Source organism: uncultured Salinibacterium sp., from assembly GCF_963974405.1.
GTDB lineage: Bacteria > Actinomycetota > Actinomycetes > Actinomycetales > Microbacteriaceae > Rhodoglobus.
In genome coordinates, this window is record NZ_CAXBBH010000003.1 from 21,452 (window position 1) to 48,016 (window position 26,565).

General features: G+C 59.1%; 28 protein-coding genes. 3 read left to right on the top strand and 25 right to left on the bottom strand.

Annotated elements, in window-relative coordinates; translation table 11 throughout:
• Positions 1-8: 8 nt before the first annotated feature.
• Positions 9-203, bottom strand: coding sequence for a 50S ribosomal protein L35 (gene rpmI / locus AACZ26_RS11350; protein WP_009771943.1), 195 nt, complete (start codon positions 201-203; stop codon positions 9-11).
• Positions 196-813, bottom strand: coding sequence for a translation initiation factor IF-3 (infC, locus tag AACZ26_RS11355; protein WP_100390095.1), 618 nt, complete (start codon positions 811-813; stop codon positions 196-198). Before infC ends, rpmI begins: the two co-directional genes overlap by 8 nt.
• Before the next feature lie 300 nt (positions 814-1,113).
• Between infC and AACZ26_RS11360 the strand changes: the two genes are divergently transcribed.
• A complete protein-coding gene (locus AACZ26_RS11360; RefSeq protein WP_339621673.1) occupies positions 1,114-1,464 on the top strand; it encodes a DUF1844 domain-containing protein in 351 nt (116 codons plus the stop codon).
• 69 nt (positions 1,465-1,533) lie between these two features.
• On the opposite strand, the gene AACZ26_RS11365 is transcribed toward AACZ26_RS11360, so the two are convergent.
• The 6 genes from AACZ26_RS11365 to AACZ26_RS11390 all read right to left on the bottom strand — a co-directional run bounded on the left by AACZ26_RS11365 (position 1,534) and on the right by AACZ26_RS11390 (position 6,000).
• Positions 1,534-2,325, bottom strand: a complete 792-nt coding sequence (locus AACZ26_RS11365) for an SseB family protein (protein ID WP_339621674.1) — start codon at positions 2,323-2,325, stop codon at positions 1,534-1,536.
• 72 nt (positions 2,326-2,397) lie between these two features.
• On the bottom strand, positions 2,398-3,147 hold the full coding sequence (priA, locus tag AACZ26_RS11370) for a bifunctional 1-(5-phosphoribosyl)-5-((5-phosphoribosylamino)methylideneamino)imidazole-4-carboxamide isomerase/phosphoribosylanthranilate isomerase PriA (protein WP_339621675.1): 750 nt from the start codon (positions 3,145-3,147) through the stop codon (positions 2,398-2,400).
• 79 nt (positions 3,148-3,226) lie between these two features.
• The gene (gene hisH / locus AACZ26_RS11375) at positions 3,227-3,859 is read right to left on the bottom strand and encodes an imidazole glycerol phosphate synthase subunit HisH (RefSeq protein ID WP_339621676.1); all 633 of its coding nucleotides are present in this window, start codon (positions 3,857-3,859) and stop codon (positions 3,227-3,229) included.
• Between the two features lies 1 nt (position 3,860).
• Positions 3,861-4,466, bottom strand: coding sequence for an imidazoleglycerol-phosphate dehydratase HisB (gene hisB, locus AACZ26_RS11380; protein WP_339621677.1), 606 nt, complete (start codon positions 4,464-4,466; stop codon positions 3,861-3,863).
• Entirely contained in the window at positions 4,466-5,551 is a 1,086-nt protein-coding gene (locus AACZ26_RS11385) for a histidinol-phosphate transaminase (protein ID WP_339621679.1), read from the bottom strand. The genes hisB and AACZ26_RS11385 overlap by 1 nt, the downstream gene beginning before the upstream one ends.
• A gap of 86 nt (positions 5,552-5,637) precedes the next feature.
• Positions 5,638-6,000 carry a LysM peptidoglycan-binding domain-containing protein gene (locus tag AACZ26_RS11390; RefSeq protein WP_339621680.1) on the bottom strand — a complete coding sequence of 121 codons (363 nt, stop codon included), beginning with the start codon at positions 5,998-6,000 and terminating at the stop codon, positions 5,638-5,640.
• 231 nt (positions 6,001-6,231) lie between these two features.
• Between AACZ26_RS11390 and lexA the strand changes: the two genes are divergently transcribed.
• Positions 6,232-6,921 carry a transcriptional repressor LexA gene (lexA, locus tag AACZ26_RS11395; protein WP_339621681.1) on the top strand — a complete coding sequence of 230 codons (690 nt, stop codon included), beginning with the start codon at positions 6,232-6,234 and terminating at the stop codon, positions 6,919-6,921.
• A 70-nt stretch (positions 6,922-6,991) separates the two neighbouring features.
• Here the strand turns inward: lexA and hflX are convergent, their stop codons facing one another.
• Positions 6,992-8,551, bottom strand: coding sequence for a GTPase HflX (gene hflX, locus AACZ26_RS11400; RefSeq protein WP_339621682.1), 1,560 nt, complete (start codon positions 8,549-8,551; stop codon positions 6,992-6,994).
• A gap of 42 nt (positions 8,552-8,593) precedes the next feature.
• Between hflX and AACZ26_RS11405 the strand changes: the two genes are divergently transcribed.
• Positions 8,594-9,214: a methyltransferase gene (locus tag AACZ26_RS11405; protein WP_339621683.1), complete on the top strand. Its 621-nt coding sequence runs from the start codon at positions 8,594-8,596 to the stop codon at positions 9,212-9,214.
• A 79-nt stretch (positions 9,215-9,293) separates the two neighbouring features.
• Here AACZ26_RS11405 and dapF read toward each other — a convergent pair whose 3' ends face one another.
• The 16 genes from dapF to AACZ26_RS11485 form a co-directional block, all read right to left on the bottom strand.
• Positions 9,294-10,172 carry a diaminopimelate epimerase gene (gene dapF / locus AACZ26_RS11410; protein ID WP_339621685.1) on the bottom strand — a complete coding sequence of 293 codons (879 nt, stop codon included), beginning with the start codon at positions 10,170-10,172 and terminating at the stop codon, positions 9,294-9,296.
• Entirely contained in the window at positions 10,159-11,109 is a 951-nt protein-coding gene (gene miaA, locus AACZ26_RS11415; protein ID WP_339621686.1) for a tRNA (adenosine(37)-N6)-dimethylallyltransferase MiaA, read from the bottom strand. The genes dapF and miaA overlap by 14 nt, the downstream gene beginning before the upstream one ends.
• Positions 11,110-11,116: 7 nt before the next feature.
• Positions 11,117-12,649 carry a tRNA (N6-isopentenyl adenosine(37)-C2)-methylthiotransferase MiaB gene (miaB, locus tag AACZ26_RS11420; protein ID WP_339621687.1) on the bottom strand — a complete coding sequence of 511 codons (1,533 nt, stop codon included), beginning with the start codon at positions 12,647-12,649 and terminating at the stop codon, positions 11,117-11,119.
• 44 nt (positions 12,650-12,693) lie between these two features.
• Complete coding sequence (locus tag AACZ26_RS11425; protein WP_339621688.1) at positions 12,694-13,554, bottom strand: regulatory protein RecX; 861 nt, start codon at positions 13,552-13,554, stop codon at positions 12,694-12,696.
• Between the two features lie 8 nt (positions 13,555-13,562).
• Positions 13,563-14,717 carry a recombinase RecA gene (gene recA / locus AACZ26_RS11430; RefSeq protein ID WP_339621689.1) on the bottom strand — a complete coding sequence of 385 codons (1,155 nt, stop codon included), beginning with the start codon at positions 14,715-14,717 and terminating at the stop codon, positions 13,563-13,565.
• 240 nt (positions 14,718-14,957) lie between these two features.
• Positions 14,958-15,182 carry a DUF3046 domain-containing protein gene (locus AACZ26_RS11435; RefSeq protein ID WP_339621690.1) on the bottom strand — a complete coding sequence of 75 codons (225 nt, stop codon included), beginning with the start codon at positions 15,180-15,182 and terminating at the stop codon, positions 14,958-14,960.
• Positions 15,183-15,263: 81 nt separating this feature from the next.
• Positions 15,264-15,572 carry a helix-turn-helix transcriptional regulator gene (locus AACZ26_RS11440; protein ID WP_339621691.1) on the bottom strand — a complete coding sequence of 103 codons (309 nt, stop codon included), beginning with the start codon at positions 15,570-15,572 and terminating at the stop codon, positions 15,264-15,266.
• Positions 15,573-15,819: 247 nt separating this feature from the next.
• Positions 15,820-16,317, bottom strand: coding sequence for a CinA family protein (locus tag AACZ26_RS11445; protein ID WP_339621692.1), 498 nt, complete (start codon positions 16,315-16,317; stop codon positions 15,820-15,822).
• 10 nt (positions 16,318-16,327) lie between these two features.
• The gene (gene pgsA, locus AACZ26_RS11450; protein ID WP_339621983.1) at positions 16,328-16,948 is read right to left on the bottom strand and encodes a CDP-diacylglycerol--glycerol-3-phosphate 3-phosphatidyltransferase; all 621 of its coding nucleotides are present in this window, start codon (positions 16,946-16,948) and stop codon (positions 16,328-16,330) included.
• A gap of 58 nt (positions 16,949-17,006) precedes the next feature.
• A complete protein-coding gene (locus AACZ26_RS11455; RefSeq protein ID WP_339621985.1) occupies positions 17,007-19,598 on the bottom strand; it encodes a DNA translocase FtsK in 2,592 nt (863 codons plus the stop codon).
• 249 nt (positions 19,599-19,847) lie between these two features.
• Positions 19,848-21,341, bottom strand: a complete 1,494-nt coding sequence (locus AACZ26_RS11460; protein ID WP_339621693.1) for an ABC transporter permease — start codon at positions 21,339-21,341, stop codon at positions 19,848-19,850.
• Positions 21,338-22,063 carry an ABC transporter ATP-binding protein gene (locus AACZ26_RS11465; protein ID WP_339621694.1) on the bottom strand — a complete coding sequence of 242 codons (726 nt, stop codon included), beginning with the start codon at positions 22,061-22,063 and terminating at the stop codon, positions 21,338-21,340. Before AACZ26_RS11465 ends, AACZ26_RS11460 begins: the two co-directional genes overlap by 4 nt.
• Positions 22,063-23,043, bottom strand: a complete 981-nt coding sequence (locus tag AACZ26_RS11470) for an efflux RND transporter periplasmic adaptor subunit (RefSeq protein WP_339621695.1) — start codon at positions 23,041-23,043, stop codon at positions 22,063-22,065. Before AACZ26_RS11470 ends, AACZ26_RS11465 begins: the two co-directional genes overlap by 1 nt.
• Before the next feature lie 205 nt (positions 23,044-23,248).
• Positions 23,249-24,925 carry a ribonuclease J gene (locus AACZ26_RS11475; protein WP_339621697.1) on the bottom strand — a complete coding sequence of 559 codons (1,677 nt, stop codon included), beginning with the start codon at positions 24,923-24,925 and terminating at the stop codon, positions 23,249-23,251.
• 91 nt (positions 24,926-25,016) lie between these two features.
• Positions 25,017-25,991, bottom strand: a complete 975-nt coding sequence (gene dapA / locus AACZ26_RS11480; protein WP_339621699.1) for a 4-hydroxy-tetrahydrodipicolinate synthase — start codon at positions 25,989-25,991, stop codon at positions 25,017-25,019.
• 9 nt (positions 25,992-26,000) lie between these two features.
• A complete protein-coding gene (locus AACZ26_RS11485) occupies positions 26,001-26,534 on the bottom strand; it encodes a dihydrofolate reductase (protein ID WP_339621986.1) in 534 nt (177 codons plus the stop codon).
• Positions 26,535-26,565 lie beyond the last annotated feature (31 nt).

The following is a 26,565-nucleotide window of genomic DNA, read 5'->3' on the forward strand; positions in this document are numbered from 1 at the left end:
CTAAACCCTTACTTACCGAGAAGCTTCTTGATGACCTTGGCGTCCTGCGATGCAAGAACCTGATCCTGGTTGAGCGCGCGCTTACGCTTTCCGCTCTTAACCTCGAGGTTGTGTCGCATACCAGCCTGCTGCTTCATGACCTTGCCGCTACCGGTGATCTTGAAACGCTTCTTGGTGCCTGAGTGCGTCTTCTGCTTAGGCATCTTTCTCCTCTTTCTCTGGAACTTCTGCCGCACGAGGCGCTTTGTTAGCTACCTTGCGGGCCTCGGCTTCAGCCTTCGCCGTTGCCTTGGTCTTGTGGGGGCCAATAATCATGACCATGTTGCGACCGTCAATAGTCGGTGTCGATTCGATAGAACCGAACTCCGACACATCTTCGGCAAACTTCTGAAGCAAACGCACGCCCTGATCGGGACGAGACTGCTCACGACCACGGAACAAGATCATTGCTTTGACCTTGTCGCCGCCCGAGAGAAATCCTTCGGCACGCTTGCGCTTGGTTTCGTAGTCGTGCTTGTCGATCTTCAGGCGGAAGCGAACCTCTTTGAGGATCGTGTTTGCTTGGTTACGACGAGCTTCTTTCGCCTTCTGCGCCTCTTCGTACTTGAACTTGCCGTGATCCATGATCTTGGCAACGGGAGGCTTGGAATTGGGAGCAACCTCGACCAAATCTAGATCTGCCTCTTGGGCGAGTCGGAGGGCGACGTCAATAGAGACGACACCGACTTGTTCACCGCCGGGTCCGACAAGACGGACCTCAGGAACTCGGATTCGGTCGTTGGTACGGGGATCGCTGATGCGTGTTCTCCTCACAGTTCGTGATGCGCAGAGAAACAGTTGTAATCACTGCGCAGTTTGGCGGATGCCATGGCACGAAAGAGGATCAACGCAGCGTTGCTGCAACACCCTTTAAAGCTGCTCAGCCAGCATCCGGAACAGTGCACATCATCACGAGGATCATGCGTGCTGCACCGAGAGCGAACTGTGCGGGGTGTAACTACCCGGTAACCTTGTATGCGGTTGACAGGTGGGAGAATCTCCACTTTCGTATCCGGGGCAAGCCCCGGGCCTGCATAAGGATAGCAGAGCGAACCCCAATTAGCGAAGGACATCATGAGCGAGCCCACCAACGATGACAACTATGAACTGCGTGACATCTCAGAGGTGCCCGCAGTAGAGGTGATCAACACCGTCGCTGTGCACATGCTCAGCGCCGCCGCTGTGAAGTTGGGACTCTCAGATGGCCCTAACGCAGAAGCTGAGAAGGACCTCGACGAAGCACGCAAACTCATCAACGCCCTCGCCGGATTTGTGACAGCAGCGGCACCCGAGATCGGCAACCATCACGCTCGCCCTCTGCGCGATGGCCTGCGCTCCGTACAGCTCGCCTTCCGCGAAGCATCGACGTTCCCGGATGCTCCCGGCCAAGGCCCCGGCGAAAAGTACACCGGTCCCGTCAACTAGCCGAGAGGGTTGAGCGATCAGCGACTGGCGGGTTCATTCGCTTGCCGCTGATTGCCTTCTGTAACCCAGCTACTCGGCGGCAGGCGCCCGCACGACTTGGATCGCAAGCGAGTCAACGGATTGCGCAATGAGTTCCGACGAACTCCAATTCGTGCGTAGACGATCCATAATCGCGTCAAGGGTCTCGCGATCGAGCCCCTCACGCATAGCAATCTGCACTACCAACTCAGGACCGTGCAAGCGAGCTCCAGGGTCACCCGCGAGGAGCTGAATCTCTACGACGTCTTCTTCATCGCGAGCGGATGCCGCAAACTCATCCCGTACATCCGTACGCAAAAAACTCGGGGTCCACTGCGCGGACTGCGCGATTGCCCACACTGCAGGGCGTCGGATGATGAACTCACTGTCGCTGAGCGGGTCAATGATCACGAGGTCAGTATTTTCGCTCGCGGCCGCCAGCGCGACCCGGGTGCCTGCGGCAGGCACCGGCCGAGCATCCGGGTTCCACGCCTTCATCGCGTCGACGGAACTGAATACCGGGAGCACAGCGCGACCATCGGGCCCGGTGACGGTGACAATCGATAGCTCTTGAGTCTTGTCGACCGTGAGGCCATCGGCGGAGGTGCCGGTCTCCCCCGCCTTCGCGAGCAGCGGGATGAGGAGGCGCGAAGTGCGCACCTGGTCGACAACTTCGGACTCGGTGGCATTGCCGGCGTGGAAGCGAGTGATCGCCGCCATAAGCTCTTCGGGCGCACGCCCATCATCATCCGGAGCCGGGTTCGGCTCAAACGAGCGCCCCGCCCACGGCACCCCCGCCGAGTCTGCTGCGTTCGATTGTGATGCGTGCTGTTCTGCGCCCATATCGTGCCTGCTCCCGTGTTGTCAGCGAGTGCCTGTGTGGTGTGCGAGTGGCGGGTTCAGCCAGTCGAAGTCTTAGTGCGAAGAAACGTCGAGCGCCTCGGCAAGCGTGAACGCTTTGGCGTAGAGGGCTTTGCCGACGATCGCGCCTTCGAGGCCCTGAGGAACAAGTTCGCGCAGCTCGATCAAGTCGTCCAAGCTCGACACTCCACCCGAGGCAATAACCGGGCGGTGAGTGCGATCCATAACCTGGCGAAGAAGTTCGATGTTCGGGCCCTGAAGCGTGCCGTCTTTCGTGACGTCGGTGACGACGTAGCGGCAGCAACCGGCGGACTCAAGACGGTCAAGCACCGTCCAGAGGTCGCCACCCTCTTGGGTCCAACCGCGCGCAGCGAGCGTCGTGCCCCGCACGTCAAGACCTACGGCAATAGCCTCGCCATATTCGGCGATGACGTGGGCAGCCCACTCGGGGTTCTCCAAGGCAGCGGTGCCGAGGTTGATGCGCTTAGCTCCCGTAGCAAGTGCTGCTTCGAGCGACTCGTCGTCGCGGATGCCGCCCGACAGCTCGATGTTGACACGCTTCGGCGTCGACTTGATGACCTTCTTGATCATGGCGTGGTTGTTGCCACGACCAAAAGCAGCATCAAGATCAACGAGATGAATCCACTCAGCGCCCTGATCGACCCAGTCGTGAGCAGCGGCACAAGGATCGCCGTAGCTCTTCTCGGTGCCTGCTTCGCCCTGCGTAAGACGCACAGCCTTGCCGTCTGCTACATCCACTGCCGGCAGCAGGGTAAGACCGGGGGTTTTGTTGAACTCGCTCATAGATACGCTCTCTAAAGACCTGATCGCGGAACGCCGCGCACAAGCATCCGATACTAGTGCACGACGAACAGGCGCAAAATCAGAGTGTCTTCAACCAGTTGCCCAGAAGCTTGATTCCGGCTTCGCCCGACTTCTCCGGGTGAAATTGAGTAGCAGTCAGTGGACCATTTTCGACCGCTGCCAAGAAACGCCCACCATGGTCAGCCCACGTTAGTTTCGGCTGCGGAAAAGGCGGCTGAACGTCAAGCGTCCACTGCTGTGCGGCATAAGAATGAACGAAATAAAAACGTTCATCGCGAACCGAATCGAAAAGGGTGGTGTCGTCGGGAGTTTCGACAGTGTTCCACCCCATGTGCGGCAAAATCGGCGCGGGTAACTTTTCTACAACTCCCGGCCACTCGTTGAGGCCATCGGTCTGAATTCCGTGTTCGTCGCCCGAGGCAAACAGAACCTGCATTCCTACACAGATGCCCATAACGGGACGACTGCCCGTAAGACGTTTCTCAATAATGGCACCGCCACGAACCGATTCGAGAGCCGACATCACGGCAGCAAAGGCGCCAACGCCAGGGACGAGAAGTCCATCGGCCGCTTCTGCGACAGAACGATCGGAACTCAAGCGAACATTCGCTCCAGCCACCTCAAGTGCTTTCGCCGCTGAATGAACATTGCCAGAACCGTAATCGAGGATGACTACCGAAGGAGAAGCCACTCTAAAGCGCACCCTTCGTGGACGGGATTCCGGTGACTCGGGCATCCGGCTCGACAGCAGCACGCATAGCACGAGCGAAAGCCTTGAACTCCGCCTCAGCAATGTGGTGCGGATCTCTGCCGCCGAGCACCGTCACGTGAACGGTGATGCCCGCGTTGTAGCTAATCGCCTCAAACACGTGACGAACCATTGACCCGGTGAAGTGACCACCGATGAGGTGCATCTCAAAACCGGCCGGTTCCCCGGTGTGCACGAGATAAGGACGCCCCGATACGTCGACAACAGCGCGGACGAGTGCCTCGTCCAAGGGGACGAGCGCATCACCGTAGCGGGAGATTCCCGCCTTGGAGCCAAGAGCCTGCTTGATCGCAAGCCCGAGAGCGATGCCGATGTCCTCGACCGTGTGGTGGACATCAATATGGGTGTCACCGCTCGCTTTGACCGTGAGGTCGATCAGCGAGTGCTTGGAGAACGCCGTCAACATGTGGTCATAGAAAGGAACGGAAGTCTCAATCGTTGAGGCTCCGGTGCCGTCGAGGTTGATCGAAAGTTCGATACTCGACTCGCTAGTTTCGCGCTTAATCGTCGCGGTGCGATCTGAAGTCATTACTCAACCCTACCGAGCGCTTGAAGGTCTGCCATCGCATCGAGAAATGCAGTGGTTTCTTCCGCGGTGCCCGCCGTCACGCGCAAGTGATGCGGGATGCCGACATCCCTGATCAGAATGTCTTGAATGAGCAACTTGTGGAAGAGCGCCTGCGGGTCTTCGACGCCGCCGAAGAGAACAAAGTTGGCTTCGCTCGGCACGGGACTAAAGCCGAGCTCCTCGAGACCCGCGGTCATCCGATCGCGTTGAATCTTGATCTCCTCAACCATCGCCAGCATCTCCCCCGCGTGGGCAAGCGCGGCTACAGCCGCCGCTTGAGTGAGAGCGGACAAGTGATACGGCAGCCGAACAAGCCGAAGCGCATCGGCGATGGCAGGATCCGCAGCGAGATAGCCCACACGCGCTCCCGCGAATGCAAAGGCCTTACTCATGGTGCGAGAAACGATGAGTCGCGGGCGGCCCTCGAGCAGCGAAAGAGCTGATTCTCGGTCAGAGAACTCGGCATAGGCCTCGTCCACGAGCACGATGCCGTCCGTCGCGTTATATGCAGCTTCGATCGTATCGTTGCGCACCGGCGTTCCGGTGGGGTTGTTCGGCGAGCACAGGAACACGATGTCTGGTGTGTGTTCGGCAATTGCCGCGACAACGCTCTCGGGAGTGATGTCATACGCAGGGTCACGAGGGGCAGTAACCCACTCGGTGCCGGTTCCCGACGCGATGATCGAATGCATCGAATAGGTGGGCGGGAAGCCAAGAACACGGCGCCCAGGGCCACCGAAAGCCTGCATCGTTTGTTGAAGAACTTCGTTTGACCCATTGGCGGCCCAGATGTGCGCAGGCGTGAGGCCGTGCCCCAAATAGCCAGCAAGAGATTCGCGGAGTTCAGTGAATTCACGATCGGGGTAGCGATTCGCATTCATTACCGCGCCGGCAAGAGCCATCACGATGTCGGTTGCGACTGCTTCCGGGATCGGATGCGTGTTTTCGTTCACGTTGAGTTGGATGCGCACAGGATCGGTCGGCGCACCGTACGGAGTCAGACCGCGAAGGTCGTCACGAATAGGGAGATCGGAAAGCGAGGTCACTCATCAATGCTAGAGGAACGAAGCCCCAGTGTTCTCCCGCGGTAAACATGCCCGCGCCCGAGTCCACATGCCTCGTGACGGCCGAACTAGTGAGAGAAACTGGCGGGGATCGCGAGCTCTTGGCCCGCAAAGATATCTGCAGACGGCAACTGGTTGATCTCAACGAGCTGCGCGACTACCTCGCGGGGGTCTTGCCCCGGCGCGTGCTGCTCTGCGATGTTCCACAGAGACTGACCGGCCGCGACATCTACGTAGGTAAATGCGCTTTCGTTACCTTCGAGAGTTGCTGCCGCGCCACCGCCATTAAGCGAAATGACGAGCGCAGCAACAACCAGGGGCGTGGCCGCGAGCGTCATCAAGACGACGCGACCACGCGTAGTGAGGCGAAGACGTGGTGCGGACTGACCAGCACGGACAACCGAGTTGGGCGCAATCGCTGCAGTAGACATCTATTCACTCCTCTAAGGGTTATCGCACCCGACTCTCGGCCGGGAGAGCCGGGTGCGAAGCTGTGTTCCGAACATACATTCGAATAGTTCGAATATCAAGTACATTTTCGAAGAAGCCACTGACATTTGTTTGAGAAACTCGAACAAATGTTTGGTTTTAGCCTCTCCTGCGGATACAGTTTCGAATGAGCCACTGACATTGGAATCGTCGCTGGCAGAAAAAGAGGACTCGTGACTGACGCAACAGCCCCCCAAGACGACGCTTTAGAGCGCGGAACACGGCGGCGAACCAGCCTGAGCGCCAAACAACAGGCGATCCTCGAAATGATTCAACGCTCAGTTGCCACTCAGGGGTACCCGCCGAGCATGCGCGAAATCGGCGACGCCGTGGGACTGTCATCGCTCTCGAGCGTGACGCATCAGCTCAATCAACTTGAGTTGAGTGGTTACGTGCGCCGAGACCCCAATCGCCCGCGCGCGATCGAAGTACTGATCGACGTACCCAGCGCGGTTGACGAATCCAGCACAATTAGCCCCTCAATGGGCGATGCGGCGATGGTTCCGCTCGTCGGTCGAATTGCTGCCGGAATTCCGATCACCGCTGAACAACACGTCGAAGAGGTATTCCCCCTCCCCCGCCAACTTGTGGGCAAGGGCGAACTCTTCATGCTGAAAGTTGTAGGAGACTCCATGATCGACGCCGCCATCTGCGATGGTGACTGGGTAGTCGTGCGTCAACAGCAGACCGCTGAAAACGGCGACATCGTTGCCGCGATGCTCGATGACGAAGCGACAGTCAAAGTGTTCCGCCAGCGCGACGGACACACGTGGTTACTCCCCCGCAACTCGAATTTCGAGCCCATTCTCGGCGATTACGCTCAGGTGCTCGGCAAAGTCGTCACGGTACTGCGCGCGCTCTAAGCCGACACCTCTCAGGCGTGCGAGGTCTCCGGTGTGGCCCAGCGAAAACAGGGCCACACCGACACTCGAGCTAGACCTGAATCGAAACGAACTCTTCGATCTCCGGAACCCGAGCAGGGTGAACGAGCGCCGTTACGAGCGTGCCATCCTCGCGATAATCCGTCGAGATCACTCGGCCCTGAACGTGCAATCGAGAAATAACCTCTCCACGGTCGTAAGGCACGAGCAGAGTTACCTCGATTTCGGGCGCGGGCAACAGCTCCGCGATGCGTGCGTTGAGCTCGTCGATCCCTTCACCGGAACGCGCGGAAACAAAGATTCCCGTCGGCTCAAGTCCACGAATCACCAGTCGCTGGTCGTCATCCGCAAGATCGCTCTTGTTGAAGACAACAATCTCTGGAATTCCGCGGGCACCCAATTCGCCAATGACGTCGCGCACCGTGCCAAGCTGCGCCCCGGGGTCTGGATGCGAAGCATCCACCACGTGAACGATGACGTCAGCCTGACCCACTTCTTCCAGAGTGGAGCGGAATGCTTCCACCAGCTGATGCGGGAGGTTACGCACGAAGCCCACAGTGTCGCTGAGGGTGAACAAGCGCCCGTCAGCGGTCGTTGACTTTCGCACTGTGGCGTCAAGGGTGGCAAAGAGCGCGTTCTCTACAAGAACACCAGCCTTGGTCATGCGGTTGAGCAGACTCGATTTGCCGGCGTTCGTGTATCCAGCGATCGCAACACTTGGCACCTCGAAGCGGTCACGATTGGCTCGTTTTGCCTCGCGGGCCGGGGCAAATCCCTTGATCTGCTTGCGCAAGCGAGCCATGCGAGTGTGGATACGGCGACGGTCGAGTTCAATCTTCGTCTCACCCGGTCCGCGGCTACCCATACCGGCGCCTGCGCCACCGACCTGACCACCGGCCTGACGGGACATCGACTCGCCCCAACCGCGCAGCCGCGGGAGCAAATACTCAAGCTGCGCGAGTTCGACTTGCGCCTTACCCTCACGGCTCGTGGCGTGTTGGCTGAAAATATCAAGGATGACGGCCGTGCGGTCAATGACCTTGACCCCCACCACGTCTTCGAGTGCTCGTCGTTGGCTTGGCGCAAGCTCCGTGTCGGCGATGACCGTATCGGCTCCCGTCGCCGCTACGACGTCCTTTAGCTCGCGCGCTTTGCCCTTGCCGAGGTAAGTACTCGGGTCGGGGTGGCTACGACGCTGCAGGAGCCCGTCGAGCACCACAGCGCCCGCGGTCTCCGCAAGCGCCGAAAGCTCACGAATAGAATTCTCGGCATCGCGCAGATTGCCCTGGCCGTAAATGCCAATGAGCACAACGTTCTCGATGCGCAGCTGGCGATACTCAACCTCGGTGACGTCGTCAAGCTCGGTAGAGAGACCCGCAACGCGCTTGAGCGCATGACGATCATCTCGATCGAACTGGTCACCGTCACGGTCGGACTCATAGTGAGCATCCGACTGCAACGCTTGAGCGCCCGAATTGCCGGAACCTGCTGATCCGAATCGCCTCACAGCGGCATGATCGGAGCCTTCACTCGCAAGAACACGGTCGACGGAACGCTCGGCGTCGTCGCCGTTATTGGCCTCGATACTGGTTTCTGTCGTATTTCGCGTCATTTGGGTTAACCCTACTTCTCTAGTTTTCGGTAAGTTCTGTGCATGGCCAACGAGCATTACTTCTCGTCATCACCCGAGAGTGATCTCAAGTTGCGGACGATTCACGCGACCATTGCTGGTGTCGAACGCGAACTTGTCACGTCAAATGGGATCTTCAGCCCCGAGCGCATCGACGCAGGAACACAAGTTCTACTGTCGAATGTGCCGGCGCCTCCTCCGGGAGGAAACCTGCTTGACCTCGGATGCGGCTGGGGGCCTATGGCGCTCACCCTTGCCCTCGAGTCACCTCATGCAACAGTGTGGGCGGTGGACGTCAACGAGCGCGCACTGGATCTTGTGCGGGCTAACGCCGAGAAATTGTCCATACTCAACGTTAACGCGGTTCTGCCCGCAGATGTTCCCGAAGACATAACATTTATGTCTATTTGGTCGAACCCTCCGATTCGCGTCGGCAAAAACGAGCTCCACAACATCCTGCTGAAGTGGCTTCCGCGCCTTGAACTTGACGCTGACGCGTGGCTCGTTGTGCAAAAGAACCTCGGATCGGATTCCCTCCAGCGTTGGATGGAAGCCACCTTCCCCGACAATTTCAGCTTCACTCGCGCCGCTGCCAACAAGGGCTACCGGGTGTTGCGAGCACGCCACCACCCGATCAACGCGTAGCACGCTAGCGCTATTCCGCGCCGAAAGCAGCGATCATGTGGAACACCACAACTGCAGCTCTCCGGCTGTGTGCGGCTCGCTAAGCGAGTTCTAGCGCCCCGGTGTACACGAGTTCGGCGGGGCCACTCAAAGAGACGTGCTCGCCATCTTCGGTGGGGAACATGCGCACAACGACAGTGCCGCCGGGAACAGTCACGCGCCACTGGTGTGGGGCGCTGCGTCCGGCGTAGTGCCGAATGGCAAGCGCCGCCGCGACGGCGCCCGTGCCACACGATAACGTCTCTCCGCTGCCACGCTCATGCACCCGCATCCGGATTGAACCGACACCGTCTTTTACGAGGGGCTCAGCGGGCACAACAAACTCAACGTTGGCCCCATCTTCGGGATGCGGTTCGATCACCGGGATGTAGTTGAGGTCGACACGGTCGAGTTCTGCCTCTTCGGCCAAGGCCACCACGATGTGCGGGTTTCCGACATTGATGCCGAGGCCGGGCCGCGCAACATCGAGCTCTTTGGCACGCACAAGTGGCTCTCCGCCATCGAGCGCCCAACGCCCCATATCGACCTGGTAGCCCGCCATGTTCCGCTGAACGTCTCGAACACCGCTGCGCGTGCCGATTGGCAAGGTATCGCCCGGCTCAAAATCGACGAGTCCTTCGGCCGAAAGATATTCCGCGTACACCCGGATGCCATTGCCGCACATCTCAGAGAGGCTGCCATCGGCGTTGTGGTAGTCCATGAACCACTCAGCGTCTGGGTCTTCGGCAAGCGCCGCTGCACCATCGTCAAGACTGCGGGATCGGACAGCACGAATCACTCCGTCGGCACCGACGCCGAATCGACGATCGCAGATGGCCGCAACCTGTTGTGGAGTGAGCTCGATCTCGCCATCGGGGTCGGTGAACAGCACGAAGTCGTTGCCAGTTCCCTGACCTTTGGTGAAGTTAAGCGTCGCCATGCGTTCCATTCTCCCCCATCACGACCGCGAGAGCACTCTGAGCTCGCTCCGGATCGTCATACGCCAACCAGCGACATTGCTCATAACGCTTGAACCAGCCGACTTGGCGACGAGCATAACGACGCGTGAGAGCGGCGGTCTGTTCGATAGCTTCGGCCTCGCTCAGGGATCCCGCCAATTGCTGCAGGGCTTGTGCATAGCCGATTGCGCGCGCAGCGGTGACGCCGAGCCCGCCCGAGCGGAGACTGTCGACCTCGTCCAGCAACCCGGAATCCCACATCTGCTGCACTCGCGCGTTAAGTCGAGGAACGAGTTCCTCGCGAGGCGCAGTAAGGCCGAAAATGTGGGCGGGCGTCCACAACGTGGTTTCTTGCGGAAGCCCAGCGCCGAATGGTTCTCCCGTGATTTCGATCACTTCGAGCGCGCGCACGATCCGGCGCCCATTGCTCGCCCCAATCGACTGCGCAGCGGCGGGATCTAGCGATTGAAGCCGTTGGAACAGCAGACCGACACCGTGAAGCTCAAGCTCTTTCTCGAGACGTTCGCGCACTTCAGGGTCGCGGGCTGGAAACTGGAAGTCGTGGATGACGCTCGAGACATACAGCCCCGATCCACCCACCATGATCGGCAGGCGCCCGTTGCCCTGTATCTGCTCGATAATGTGCCGAGCATCCGTTTGATACTGGGCAACGCTCGCTTCTTCAGTGGGGTCGAGCACATCGAGCAAGTGGTGCGGAATGCCCCGACGCTCCTCAAGAGGCAGCTTGGCTGTTCCGATATCCATGCCACGGTAAAGCTGCATGGCGTCGGCGTTGACGATCTCAGGGGCAATGCCTTGGCTCGCGAGACCATCAGCAATGTCGAGAGAAAGCTCGGACTTGCCTGTTCCTGTAGCGCCGACGACAACGACGAGCGGGAAGGCGTTGGCTACGACCATTTCGGAGCTAGCGCAGGGAATCGGTGGGGTCATAAATCGGTGTGGTGGCAACCCTCAGCGTGGGCAAGCCGAGCGAAACGCGGGGCTTCGCGTCGCCGGATGCCGCACTGGGCACACCGCACGACTCAGCATCTGCTCGATCCCACGCGTCTCCGGCACGAGTGCGGCGGATGTCGAGTCTGCCGCCAACGGGCGTGTCAGCGACAAGGTGGAAGGCCGCCGCTTCGGTGACCGTCAGGGTGACGACATCACCTGGACGGGGAGTGTCACTGCCTTCTGGCACGTTGAAGTGCACAAGGCGAGAATCTTCGGCACGACCGGAGAGCCGTGATGTCTCGGCTTGCTTGCGGCCTTCGGCGGCGGTCACCATAACCTGAAGAGTTCGACCGATCTGCTTGTCGTTTTCCTCGCGCGAAATGCGGTCTTGCAGGGCCGCAAGCCGCTCGTAGCGCTCTTGCACGACCTCTTTGGGGATTTGATCGTCCATGGTTGCGGCCGGCGTGCCGGGACGGATCGAGTATTGGAAGGTGAACGCGGAGGCGAAACGCGACTGTTCGACGACTCGAAGGGTTTCTTGGAAATCCTCTTCTGTTTCACCGGGAAAACCAACAATGATGTCCGTGGTGATCGCCGCGTGCGGCATTTGAGCTCGAACACGTTCGAGGATGCCCAGAAACTTTGTGGAACGGTAACTGCGACGCATCGCTTTCAGGATGCGGTCGGAGCCCGACTGCAATGGCATGTGCAGTTGAGGCATGACGTTCGGTGTTTCGGCCATCGCGTCGATGACGTCGTCGGTGAACGCCGCAGGGTGAGGACTCGTGAAGCGGACACGTTCCAGACCTTCGATCGCCCCGGTGGCGCGCAGCAGTTTTCCGAACGCGTGACGGTCACCGAACTCGACGCCGTAGGAGTTGACGTTTTGGCCGAGGAGCGTCACTTCGATGGCACCATCGTCGACGACAGCTTGCACTTCGGAGAGAATTTCGCCCGGACGACGGTCTTTTTCTTTACCGCGGAGGGTCGGGACAATGCAGAACGTGCAGGTGTTGTTGCAGCCTACAGAGATGGACACCCAGGCGCTGTGGGTGGATTCTCGACGGGTCGGGAGAGTCGAGGGGAAGACATCCAAAGATTCGAGGATTTCAAGCTGCGCTTCTTCATTGTGGCGGGCGCGCTCAAGGAGAGTAGGGAGGGAACCCATGTTGTGTGTGCCGAATACGACATCGACCCAGGGCGCCTTTTCGAGGATGACGCCTTGGTCTTTCTGAGCGAGGCAACCGCCGACGGCGATTTGCATACCCTCGTGTTCCTTTTTGACGCTCGCGAGCATGCCAAGGTTGCCGTAGAGCTTGTTGTCGGCGTTTTCACGGACAGCGCACGTGTTGATCACGACGACGTCGGCGTGACCGTCGGTTGCTCGGATGTAGCCGGCGGCTTCGAGGGAGCCGCTGAGTCGTTCGGAGTCGTGCACATTCATCTGGCATCCGTAGGTGCGCACTTCGTAGCTACGCGGGCTCGCCAGTTTCTCGTCAATCATGTGTTCCACCTTAAGCCTCATCGACGTCGGGAACTGACTCGGCGCTAACGAAACGATGGACCGCCGGATGTTCCGCTGCCGCCGCCAGCGAGTGCAGCGTTCACGGCGGCCGAGACGACCGAGCCCGAATAGCCTTTGCGCATGAGGAACCCGCTGAGGCGACGCTTCGCGGTCACACTGTCGAGTGAGCGAAGTTGTGGAGCACGTTTGAATGCAAGTTCGTTCGCGCGCTCTTGTTCTTCGTCTCTTTCACAGTCAACGACCGCATGGATGTGCTCTTGGTCGATCTTGCGACGTCGCAACTCGGCGGTAATAGCCGCCGCACCGAGGCCTTTACGTTCGCGAAGAGTTCGAGTGAGTGTCTCAGCCAGAGCGGCGTCATCGAGGAGTGCTGAGCTTTCGAGGCGTTCAATCTCAGCTTCTATTTCTTCGGCTTCAAACTCTCGAGTACCCAAGAACTGGGTCATTTCATGAGAAGACATTCCTCGACGAGCAAGCGCCCGCATGCTGACTCGACTGATCTCCGAGAACCCATCGCGGGCTTCTCGACGAGCCGCTCTCGACGAGCCTGCGGCTTGTTCGTGTGGGCCTTCAGGCGCGTCTGTGGGAATTGCACTTGTGCCAGCGCGGTCAGCAGTAATCGCGTCGTCGTTGTTATGTGATGGCTCGAAGTCGCTCAAGGTCGGTAGCGAGCGTGCCGGAGCGATTGAGGCGACCCGTGCGAGTGGTGTTCCTGTTCCGGAGTCGAGCGCTGGCTCATTCGGGGCTTCATCTGCCCACGATTCCCCCGCTGGGACGCCCTCCGACGACGATTCCACCGCAGTCTCTACACTCTGCGCTGAAGCAGTCCTGTCACCAAAAAGGTTGATAACAGGAGCGATGTGGTCGTCGTCGGAGTGTGTCATGGCGTTCCCTACTGTCCGGATGCCTTCTTGAGCGGTGCCGCAGCGGTCTTGCTCGCTACGGGCAGCGTGGGCCCATCAGCCTGGGGAGCTGCTTTAGCGGCCTTCTCGGCGACGGCGGCTGCTTCGGCAGCAGTCTTGGCCTCAAGCGCGTTCGCGGCCTTGGCCTCGGCACCGACCCCGAGCTTGCGCATGATCTTCTGTTCGATCTCTAGCGCAATCGCTGGGTTCTGAATGAGGAACGCACGCGACTTCTCTTTACCCTGACCAAGCTGATCGCCGTCATAGGTGTACCAGGCACCCGACTTGCGAACGATCTCGTGATCAACTCCAAAGTCGATGAGGCTACCCTCGCGTGAAATTCCAATTCCATACAGGATGTCGAACTCTGCTTGCTTGAACGGCGGTGCCATTTTGTTCTTGACGACCTTGACGCGGGTGCGGTTACCGACTGCATCCGTGCCGTCCTTGAGCGTTTCAATTCGACGAATATCGAGTCGAACCGAGGCGTAGAACTTGAGTGCCTTACCGCCGGCGGTAGTTTCTGGGCTACCGAAAAAGACACCGATCTTTTCACGAAGCTGGTTAATAAAGATCATGGTCGTGTTGGTCTGGCTGAGCCCACCGGTGAGCTTGCGCAGTGCCTGAGACATGAGGCGCGCTTGGAGACCCACGTGGGAGTCACCCATCTCACCCTCGATTTCTGCGCGAGGAACCAACGCAGCAACCGAGTCGATAACGATCAAATCAATTGATCCGCTTCGCACGAGCATGTCGGCGATTTCGAGTGCTTGTTCTCCCGTGTCGGGTTGCGACACCAGAAGCGCGTCGATGTCGACGCCCAGCTTGGCTGCATATTCCGGGTCAAGAGCGTGCTCGGCGTCAATGAAGGCGGCGATACCGCCGTTGCGCTGGGCATTAGCAATGGCGTGGAGTGTGAGTGTGGTCTTACCCGATGACTCAGGACCGTAAATCTCGACGATTCGACCGCGTGGCAGGCCACCCGTGCCGAGTGCAACGTCGAGAGCGATCGAGCCGGTAGGAATTACCTCGACCGGAGCGCGCTCATCGCTGCCGAGGCGCATGACTGAGCCCTTGCCGAATTGACGGTCAATCTGAGCGAGAGCAGTCTCAAGGGACTTCTCGCGGTCTGCTGCTGATGGCATTATTTTCTCCGTTGGTCGTAGGTTGCTGCCCATAGGCTGTCGCGATTGCTGCGGACCGATGATGCAAGGCCCTCAGCCTCCCGACAAAGGCTGTATTGCTAATGCCACGCTACGTGCAGGCTCTGACATTTCAGGACTACGACGGGCGTAACGCATCCATTAGTAATATTCGAATGGATGTTAGGGAGAAGACTAACAATATCGAACAGATGTTCGAACGCGCCACGCGGAAACGGCAGGTTACTTCTTCGGCTCGCGCTGACCCACGCCATAACGACGATCCGAAGGCACATCCATGGCATCGCACAGAGCAGCCCACACCTGCTTTGCAGGAACCCCACGCGACAAGGCTTGAGAAGCGGTGACGCCACCGACGGAACCCAACACTTGGTCATCGACAAGCACGCGACCGTATGCCTCACCGAACTCGTCGGAGACAGCCAGCCAGAACTCACTCAGTCGCATTACACCAGCCTAAGCGCGACAATGCCTCCGAATGCACGAATGCCCCGTTCCACACCGGAACGGGGCATTTTACGTGCTGAACTAGCGCGTAATTAAGTTGGAATCGAACTCTGCGACGAGCTCGTCGGGCAGCGTATCGGGGATCGTGGTTGCGCCTTCGATGACCGCTAGTCGGTCGCCGACTTCACGCATAATCACCGAGATAGGTGTATCGAGTGCCTCAGCCACCGACGCGAGAATCTCTGAACTGGCCTCTTTCTGACCACGCTCAACTTCACTGAGGTAACCAAGAGCAACGCTCGCCTTGCTCGCGACCTGACGAAGGGTGCGTCCCTTTTGCAAGCGGAAGTCGCGGAGAACGTCACCGATTTCTTGACGAACTAGAACCATTGGACACTCCCTTTCTGACTGAATCGTGCGACCAGATTCTTCTGGGTAATCAAGACTACAGCCACTTTTATGTTCAGAACTCTAACCGCTCCACGCTGGAGAAGCCTTGTGAGTTCGCTTACTGTAACCGCACCGAAACGTGGGATATTCCCGCCACTCTGAGGATTCTGTAACCAGTTGTGGGGCGATCAACCTTCCCCCGCCTGTGTGGGGAGCGCGCGATGAGCTTCAGGCGCTCGCTAAGGAGTTAGTCCTCCGACGTGAGGTAGTCGTGCAGACACTCCAACGCGGCATGAACAGCCTGCTGCCGGATCGCGTGGCGACCGCCTGTGAACTGGAAATTCCGAGTCTCGACGAAACCTGTGGCCGCGAAACCGATGAACACAGTTCCCGGCTCTTTTCCTTCATGCGGCCCGGGCCCGGCGACCCCCGTCGTCGCCAAACCAAAGTATGCCTGCTGGTCGCCAACCCCCAGAATGTCTCGGGCTCCCATCGCCATGTGAGCTGCGACATCCGGATACACCGTGCCATGAATAGCCAGCAGGCTTGCGTCGACGCCCAGAACCTGATGCTTGATAGCCGTGTTGTACGCGACCACTGAGCCGTTGAGGACAGCAGAGGCGCCAGGAACGGCGACAAGCGAGGCGCAGAGTAGGCCCCCTGTGAGGGACTCGGCCAGTGCGAGAGTCAGACGTTGTTCGGTGAGAATCGCCACGATCTTTGTAGCGAGTTCTTCAGTAGTCACGGGAGAAGGGTCACACTCCTGGGTTGGGGTTCGTCGGGTTCGTTGTGCGCGTGTGGCGCCATGCTTGCCACAAGTACTCGATGCCGGTGTAGACCGTCAACACGACAGCGATCGCCATGACCGACCAATTGAGCCAGAGGATCCACACGCCGACAACGGTAGAGAGCGGGACGAGGAACAACGAAATCGCTACCGCCTGAAGGATCGTTTTCAACTTTCCTCCACGCGAGGCGGGAACAACGACTTTCGAGAGCACTGCGAAGCGGTAAATCGTGATGCCGAACTCACGAACCAGAATCAGGATCGTAATCCACCACGGCAGTTCGCCCAGAATCGACAGGGCAACAAGCGCACCACCGGTGAGTACTTTGTCGGCAATCGGATCAAGAATGATCCCAACATTCGTTATGAGGTTTCGCCCGCGGGCTAAATGGCCGTCAACCGCATCGGTGACAATTGCGACGATAAAGAGCGCTGCCGCGATGTAGCGGAGGAGTCCCATCTCTCCGTTGTCGAGCAGGAGGAGCCAGATGAAGACCGGCGCGAGGAGAATGCGCACCACGGTAATGATGTTGGCGATGTTGCCGTTAGAGGCTGGCGTATCGCCGTGCCTGAGCACTCGCCCACGCATCGAATTGCCTCGTACTGCAGGTGGAGTGGACTCCGAAACAGGTTGTTCACCCACGCGATCACTCCCGATCGGTCAAATTCCAAGCGTCTTCATCTGAAGCGCTTTCTACTTCATCGTAACCGCTGAGCGACTCCTCTACCGCGTCAACCGGAGCGGGAGAGTCCTCCCCACGCAGTCGTGCGAGCACAGAAGGAAGCTGTTCCGCCGTCACGAGCACGTCTCGAGCTTTCGACCCCTCGGAGGGGCCAACGATTTCTCGAGACTCCAGCAAGTCCATGAGTCGCCCTGCTTTGGCGAAGCCGACGCGAAGTTTGCGCTGAAGCATCGACGTCGATCCGAACTGGGTGCTGACGACGAGTTCCGCAGCGGCGAGCAACACTTCGAGGTCGTCACCGATGTCAGCATCGATTTGCTTCTTCTCAGCGACGGCAGTCACATCGTTGCGGTACTCCGGCTGTGCTTGAGCAATCACATGCTGCACGATCTCGGCAACTTCGCTCTCGGGCACCCAAGCACCCTGAACACGGATAGCCTTCGACGCCCCCATCGGCAGGAAGAGCGCGTCACCTTGGCCGATAAGTTTGTCGGCTCCCGGCTGGTCGAGAATCACGCGAGAGTCGGTCATGCTCGAGACCGCGAACGCAAGCCGCGACGGCACGTTCGCTTTGATCAGCCCCGTCACAACGTCCACGCTCGGGCGTTGGGTGGCAAGCACGAGATGAATACCGGAGGCGCGGGCCAACTGAGTGATACGAACGATCGAGTCTTCGACATCACGCGGTGCCACCATCATGAGGTCGGCAAGCTCGTCAACAACGATCAGCAAGTACGGGTAGGGCTTGAGCTTGCGCTGGCTGCCCTCGGGAAGCTTGATCTCTTCAGCAACCACCGCGCGGTTGAAGTCATCAATGTGGCGGTAACCGAAACTTGCGAGATCGTCATAGCGCATGTCCATCTCTTTCACGACCCACGCAAGAGCTTCAGCAGCTTTCTTGGGGTTCGTGATGATGGGCGTGATGAGGTGCGGAACACCCGCATAAATCGACAGTTCCACGCGCTTGGGGTCGATGAGAACCATGCGCACTTCGGCAGGCTTAGCGCGCATCAAAACTGACGTGATCATTGAGTTCACGAAGCTTGACTTACCAGAACCGGTCGAACCCGCGACCAGCAGGTGAGGCATTTTGGCGAGGTTCGCGACAACGAAGCCGCCCTCGACATCTTTGCCAAGACCAATCGTCATGGGATGCTCACTCTTGGTACTGGCGCTTGACCGCAGCACGTCACCAAGAGAGACGATCTCGCGGTCCTTGTTGGGGATCTCGACACCGATCGCGCTCTTGCCCGGGATCGGCGACAGGATGTTTACTTCGTTGCTCGCCACCGCATAGCTGATGTTGCGGGCAAGCGCCGTGACGCGTTCGACCTTCACGCCCGGGCCGAGCTCAAGCTCGTAGCGAGTTACCGAAGGACCGCGACTAAAGCCTGTGACGGTTGCATCCACACTGAACTGCTTGAGGACTTCAGTGATCGCAGCGACGACTTCGTCATTGGCGGCAGAGCGCGACTTGGGCGGCGTACCCGCGGACAGCATGGAAGCCTGAGGTAGACGGTAAGCCACTTGGGACTGCTGCGGACTTGTCTCGTGCGGTCCGTCGAACTCGCCCGCGTTACCCTTTTCACTCGCCTTGGTAGTGAAACCGGGGAGAATGCCGGGGCCGTCGTCACGGACACCGGTAGCGGGAGCATCCACTTCGCCGGTCGCATATTTCTTGACCGCCTCTTCTGCTTTGAGGAGATCTTCAAGCAGTTCGACACCAAACTCGTCTTCTTTTTTGGTGAGATCTTTCGCCGCGGGAGGCGGCGTTGGTGCGGCCTTCGGCGCAGGATCAACAACTTCAGTCGCCTGGTCTCGGCCGATGACAGGACTGTCGAACGCTTTGTCTTCGGTCTGCTGCGACTTATTGCGGCGCCACCATGGCAAAGAACCAGTGTCGTTGTCGCCGAGACCAAGGTCGGTCAGGGAACCGAACTGGACAGAGTCGTTGTTGTTGCCAGCGGCCTGCGACTTTGCCGCCGCACGTTCTTCATCAGTCTGCAATTGAGCACCGAAGAGGTACGCATACAGCTCACGAAGACGCGAAGGCAGGCGATTAGGTGGTGTCTTGGTAATAATGAAGATCGAAAGCACCAGAAGTACCACGATGAGCGGAACGGCAAGCCACTCGCCGCCAAGCCAAAGAAGCGGATTGGCCAGAAGCCAGCCAAACACTCCCCCAGCCCTGGCGATAACTTCAGCGCCCTCGGACGGGTGAGGCTGTCCGCTGAAGACGTGGCACAGAGCAGCAACGGTGGCGATAAGAACGCTGAGCCCGATACCAATACGACCGTTATCGTGCACGCTCGATGGATGCCGGAACATCCACACTGCGAGCAGCAGCAGGATCACCGGAAGCGCAAAGGCTACGCGACCAACGAGGCCGCCGAACGTGTAGGCATCGAGCGCGATCGCCACAGAATCAGTGGGATTGAACCACTCAACGATCGCGCCAACGATGGCAAGCAGAAAGAACAGAAACGGCACGCCATCGCGCCGCTCATCTTTCGTGAGTTCTTCGCGCCCAAATACGCGAAATGCGCCGCCCACCATGTGCGCAAGCGCAAGCCATAACTTGGTGAGGGGACCTTCCGGCTCGACGGGCGCTTGCTTGCCTCGAGGAAGCCGCTTGGTTGCTTGAGTCTTATTCGCAGTGTTCTTGGCGCGCGGTTTCGACGCACCCGAGCGCGAGGTCGACGTTGTACGCGTAGCCATAATTCAACGCTACCGGTGGCCCCCGTCAGAGCGACGCAACGACACTCACCGTACGACGCGAGCGCGCGACAGTACGGCCACCCGGTTCTAGTACCGGATTGCGTCGATCACCTTCACTTTGACGGCAACGAGAGCCGGCATCAATCCTGCGAGCGCACCAACGGCGGCGGACGCACCGAGGGCGATAAGCGCGGCATCCAAAGGAAATGGCGGTAGATCTTGAACGCCGGGTGCAATGAGATCTTGCACTGCCGGGTTTTGAACGATGACGATAGCGAGGGCAACACCGATGACGCCGGCGGCAACTGTCGCGACAACGCTTTCCATCATCACGGCAAAGAAAACTCGACCTGCAGTGGCTCCGAACGCTCGACGAACACCGATTTCTCGAACGCGGTATTTGACCGTCACTAGAGAGATGTTGACTAGACCAAGGCCCCCAAGCAGAAGGATCAGACCCGCAATACCTCCGATAACCCACTGCAGTGGCTCGAGCGGACTGGGACCACCCCACGCGAGATAGTCATTTCGGTTGACGTTCGGCGTCCACCCCTCGCCAAAATCACCGGCAATATCGCGACTAATGATCTCTTGCAGTTGCGCAGACTGTTCCTCGGGCACCCAGAGTTCGTAACTGACATCGGGTTGCTGTTCGGCAGACGAGCCCACGAGCGCACGGAATGGTTCCGCGAGCATCGAGAGATTGAGGCCCGTGGCGAATGGCTCTGGAAGCAACACCCCGACCACAATCGCCGTCGTCGTCGTCTCTCCGTCCAGCACAATCGTTGGATGAGTTCGCAAGTCTGGGCGCCCCAGTTGCTCATAAAACTCATCGTTGATGACGACGGCAGGAGCAAGACGATTGGCATCCTCGTTCGTGAGCCAGCGCCCCTCACCCAGCTCAACTCGGTGCATCACGCCGTACGCAGCGCTGACTCCCTGTACGGCTGTGTACTGCGTGCCATTCACGAAGTTTGCCGTAACGCTCCCCCGCAATAGCGGAGTCGCGTGACTAACTTGGTAGCGCTCAATAATGCTTTCCATACTGGCGACGAACGTCGTCGTATCAAGATTCTGGGCGCCATTTTCCTGAAATGGTGGATATACCGCGATTGTTGCGGGGCGACCACTTCCCCGCTCGAACTGCTCGGTCTGGGCCTGGCCAAAGACCGTTCCCGCGCCCACTACGGTCGCGAGCGCGCACACCGCAACGCCAATACCGATCAGACTCAACAGCACGCGGGTGCGATTGATGCGAACCTCGTCCCACGCTTCGACCACGGCGCCTACGACACCGCTAACAATGGCGCCGCGGGGCTCAGGGCGCGATACAACCAGCTCACTAGAACGAGAACGTGCCACCACGTCAGCCGATGCTTCGGGCTCTGCCGTCACGTTCGCCGAGCCTGATGGCGTCGGCACCGTCAGTCCACCTTCGGTACCGGCGACGGTGCTTTCGGGATCGATAGTCGCCTCGATAAGCGACTCGTCGCTCCCCTCGAGTTCACTGCTCACCGCGGCAGCGTCAGTCGCGGAATCGCCTGACGGGCTATCGCGCTTCCTCGTGCGCCACCAGCTCATAGCGCAGCCTCGGGGAGGCTGGCCGCGAGCATCTTGTGCACGTCGATCGCTTCTAAGACTCCGTTGTCCAGACGGTAATGCCGTCGGGCGAGCGCAGCGACGTTGGGGTCGTGCGTAATCGTGATCAATGCCGCGCCTGACTGCTCAGCAACATCGTCGAGCAAGGCCATCACCGTTTTACCGGTCTCAACATCCAATGCACCTGTCGGTTCGTCAGCAAGAATTAAACGTGGGCCGCGCACCAGCGCCCGCGCAATCGCGACGCGTTGTTGTTCGCCGCCCGAGAGCTTTTCTGGCATAGAGTCGATTCGCCCGCCGAGCCCAACGCGCTCGAGCATCTCCGCCGCAATGACCTTGCGACGCCAAAACTGGCGACCCGAGGCATAAAGCAAAGGGGTCATCACATTCTCGAGGGCGGTGCGGCCGGCAAGGAGATTGAACTGCTGGAAAATAAAGCCAACGTCTCGCCCGCGCTTACGATCTCGCTTACGACCAGCAAGCTTCTCGAGTGGCTCGCCATCGAACACGATTCGGCCCGTCGTGGGGTTATCAATGAGCCCCAAGAGGTTGAGCAACGTAGATTTTCCGGAGCCCGACCGCCCCACAATACTGATGTGGTCACCTACCTCAACGTCAAGAGTGACGCCTTTGAGGATCTCAAGTTGCGAAAAATCGGGGAGTTCGACCGATCGAGTGACATCCTCAAGCGAAAGCAATGGCATTAGTAGCACACCACTTCGTCTGCTTCTTTGAAGCAGTTGTCGGGGAGCACCTCGTCATCACCGGCTTCGGCGCCGGGAACGAACTGCAAGATAGTGTCACCCACTTCGAGCCCTGATACTACTTCGACATTCACGCCATCATTGAGCCCCAGAACCACTTCCCGCAGTTCAGTGGTGCCATCCGGCATGATGAAATGAACGTTTCCCGTGCCGGCAACACCCTCGACTGCGGTGATCGGCACCATCATGACGTCCTCGGCAATCCCGCCTGCAATCGTGATGTCGGCGGTGAGACCCGGAAACACCACGACGTCACTCGGCACTGTGCACGACACCGTCGGCCCGGTTGCTGCTTCAGCGCCCGCGTCGCTCGCGGACGCGAACGTGATGCTCAGCCCCGTGCACGTGAAGGGTGCCGGCCCACCATTGATGGCGACGGTTGCTTCTGTGGGCCGATCAACCAATCGATAGAGCTGTTCTGACGGTACCGTTCCGCTCACAATGTACGACGGCGGTGCAACGTTCCCCACCGGAGAGCCCACTTGAAAAGACGATCCCACAAGAGCTGTGAAATCGGTGAGCTTGCCACTAGCGGGCGCCTCAACGATCTTCCATTGAGTTCCCGACGTTCCATCGGGGTTGACCACCTCAGCTCGAAGTTTGAGGATCTCCTGCCCCTTCTTTACTGACTGCCCGGCCGAGACCGCTACTTCGCGAACCTCGCCCGAGAGCGTCGCCGGAATTGGTACCGGCGCGGCGGCCGCGATGCTTCCCGTCAGCTCCACATCGTTGGTGATTGTTCCCGTGGCGACTTGATAGTGCTGCTCTTCGATCGCGACAGTCGGATACTCGAGGCTTTCGGCGTTGAGCGCATCGCCGAAGAAGGCAAATTTTACGAGCGCTGCCGCGATCACTCCGAAAATAAGCATCCAAATGATGGGGAACACCCACCTGCGCGCAACGCCCAATTGAAACCCCACATCTAAAAAGGCCCAGCCGACACAGCCGAGCAATCTTCACATCAGATCACTTCGGGCATCGAAAAACAAGCCCAACGATCCCGAGTGCACAAACGTCTATCGCAAACGGTCCAGCGCCATCTCAGTCAGATAGGCTGCGGAGGCCGAAAGCCCGCGGGGTACACGAATGGCGCGGAAGCCGAAGCTTCCGCGCCATTCGTGAACGTTATGCCTCGATCACGACCGGAACGATCATCGGGCGGCGGCGATGCTGCGTATTAACCCAGCGCCCCACCGTGCGACGAACGACCTGAGCGAACGCGTGCGTGTCGCGAGTTCCGTTCTCTGCGGCATCCGTCAAAGCCTTCACGACCTGAGGAAGCACAGCATCGAATACATTCTCGTCTTCGGCAAAGCCACGCGACTGAATTTCGGGCCCGACGATGACCTTGCCGGTCTGAGCATCCACAGCGACGAAGATGGAGATGAACCCCTCTTCAGCCAGAATGCGTCGATCCTTGAGGTCGGCATCAGTGATTTCGCCGACGCTCGAACCGTCAACATAAACCAGCCCCACATCGAGCTGACCAACAACCGCGGCAGTGCCGTCCTTGAGGTCAATCACGGTGCCGTCTTCAGCGATGATCGTGTTCTCGGCCGGAACGCCCGATTGAATCGCCAGGTTCGCATTGGCAACCAAGTGACGATATTCGCCGTGCACCGGCAATACGTTCTTGGGGCGAAGAATGTTGTAGCAATAAAGCAACTCGCCCGCTGCAGCGTGGCCAGAGACGTGAACCTTTGCGTTGGCCTTGTGCACGACATTGGCACCCAATTTGGTGAGGCCATTGATGACACGGTAGACCGCGTTCTCGTTGCCGGGGATCAGACTCGATGCGAGGATGACAGTGTCGCCCTGGCCGACCTCGATTTGGTGCTCCATGTTGGCCATGCGCGCGAGCACCGCCATCGGCTCACCTTGGCTACCCGTTGACATGTACACGAGCTGGTTATCGGGATAGTTGACAGCCTTCTTGGCGTCCAACAACACGCCGTCGGGCACCTTGAGGAACCCGAGATCAGCCGCGATGCCCATGTTGCGGACCATGGAACGCCCCATGAGAACAACCTTGCGATTGTTGGCGATCGCGGCATCCAGAACCTGCTGAACGCGGTGCACGTGGCTAGAGAAGCTCGCGACAATAACGCGACGTGGTGCTTTGGCGATGACGGCCTCAAGAACGGGACCAATGTCGCGCTCGTTCGGCGTGAAGCCGGGAACGTCAGCATTAGTGGAATCGGAGAGGAACAGGTCGATTCCCGCTTCACCCAGCCGCGCAAAAGCACGCAAGTCAGTAATGCGGTTGTCAAGCGGAAGCTGATCCATCTTGAAGTCGCCCGTGTGCAGCACAGTGCCGGCAACCGTCGAGATTGCCACAGCAAGAGCATCCGGAATCGAGTGGTTTACCGCAACGAACTCGAGATCGAACGGCCCCATCTTCTCCTTCTGCCCCTCAGTAACGTTGAGGGTATAAGGCTTGATGCGGTGCTCTTTGAGCTTGGCCTCGATGAGCGCGAGCGTGAGCGTGGACCCGATCAACGGAATATCTTGGCGCAAACGCAAGAGATACGGAACAGCACCGATGTGATCCTCGTGACCGTGAGTGAGCACAATGCCCAGTACGTCATCGAGACGATCACGGATGGAGCTGAAGTCGGGCAGGATCAGATCGACACCCGGCTGGTGCTCCTCGGGGAACAGGACCCCGCAGTCAACGATGAGGATCTTGCCATCAATCTCGAAAGTGGTCATGTTGCGACCAATTTCGCCAAGACCACCAATCGGGGTCACACGGAGCGTGCCCTTCTCAAGTGCGGGCGGGTCAAAAACAGAAACGGGCATTCAGTACCTTGCAGTTAGTGGGGTGGGGCCGTCAGCCCCCGTGCTAAAAGTGTGGGCCGTGCCCAGGGCAGAGCCTACCCCCGCGGGGAAACTAGCGGGTAGCTCCCGCAATCTTGGGGAGTGCTCCGCCTGCGGCAGCGTTGCGGTCAGGACGGAAGTTCGACAAATCGAGCCCCTCAATCGTGCCCACGAGCGCCAACTCATCTTCGATCTGAGCAGCCTCGGCATCTTCCGGTCCCACGAGCGGCAAACGCACACGCGGACTCGAAATACGGCCCAGGCCGTGAAGAATGTATTTAGCGGCGACGGTGCCAGGCACATGCGTCATTGCAGCGCGAACGAGCGGCTCAAGCGCTTGGTGCGCGGCTGTCGCAGTAGCGAGATCGCCCGCGTTCACGGCATCCACGATCACTCGGTACGGCGCGGGCGCGATATTTGCCGTCACACCGATGAGCCCTGAAGCCCCAATGGACAGGTGCGGTAGCACGTTCGAGTCGTCACCCGAGAAGTACATGAGGTCAGTCTGGTTGAGCACGCGGCTGACCTCGCTGAAGTCACCCTTCGCGTCTTTTACCGCAAGGATGTTGGGGTGCTTGGCCGCACGAAGAATAGTTTCGTACGTGATCGGGATGCCGGTGCGGCCAGGGATGTCGTACAAGATCACCGGCAAGTCAGTGGCATCGGCAATCATGCGGAAGTGTGTGAGCACTCCGGCCTGAGTCGGCTTGTTGTAGTACGGCGTGACGATCATGACGCCGTCAGCGCCGGCTTTCTCACTTGCCTTGTAGAGCTCAATGGCGTGTGCGGTCTCATTCGAGCCACCACCAGTGATGATCTTGGCGCGTCCCGCAGAGACAGACTTCGCGACCTCAACCAGTTTGATCTTCTCGGGGTCGGTGAGCGTGCTCGTCTCCCCCGTGGTGCCGGTGACGACAATGCCGTCGGCACCAGAACTGATCACATCGTCAATGTGCTTCTCTACGTCAGGCCAACTCACTTCACCGTCTGCGGTGAAAGGCGTGATGAGCGCAACAAGGACTTGGCCGAAGGGATTTTCAATAGTCACCCCTCTAGGCTACCGCTGCTGAGACCGCTGGTTCTCGTAACTCAAGAATCGGTAACGAAGATTGGTCGATGATGTGTGCCAGCCGTCGCTCGGCTCACTAGCTACGAGCATCCAACCGCCGTCGCGTTGTGGAGCTACCGTGTCACCGTCAAAGGTCTCGTGAATTTCGGTGATTTCGAGCCGGTCAGCGTTCTCGAGAACCGAAGCAAAGATCTCGGCGCCCCCGATAACCCACACGGTATCGAGGGACTCACTCTCTGCATCACCGGCTTGGTCGACGGATGCCGCAGCCAGCTCAATCGCGGAGGCAACACTATGAGCAACTTCTGCTCCCTGCGCGCTCCACGACTTTTGACGAGTGACGACAATATTGCGGCGCCCAGGCAGCGGGCGAAAGCGTGGAGGCAAGGAGTCCCACGTTTTGCGCCCCATGATCACCGGGCTGCCGAGAGTCAGCTCTTTGAAGTGCGCGAGGTCTTCAGGAAGATGCCACGGCATCGAGCCGTTCTGGCCGATGATGCCCCCGGCGGACTGTGCCCACATCAGCGCGACCGACACGTTACGGGTCGCGTCG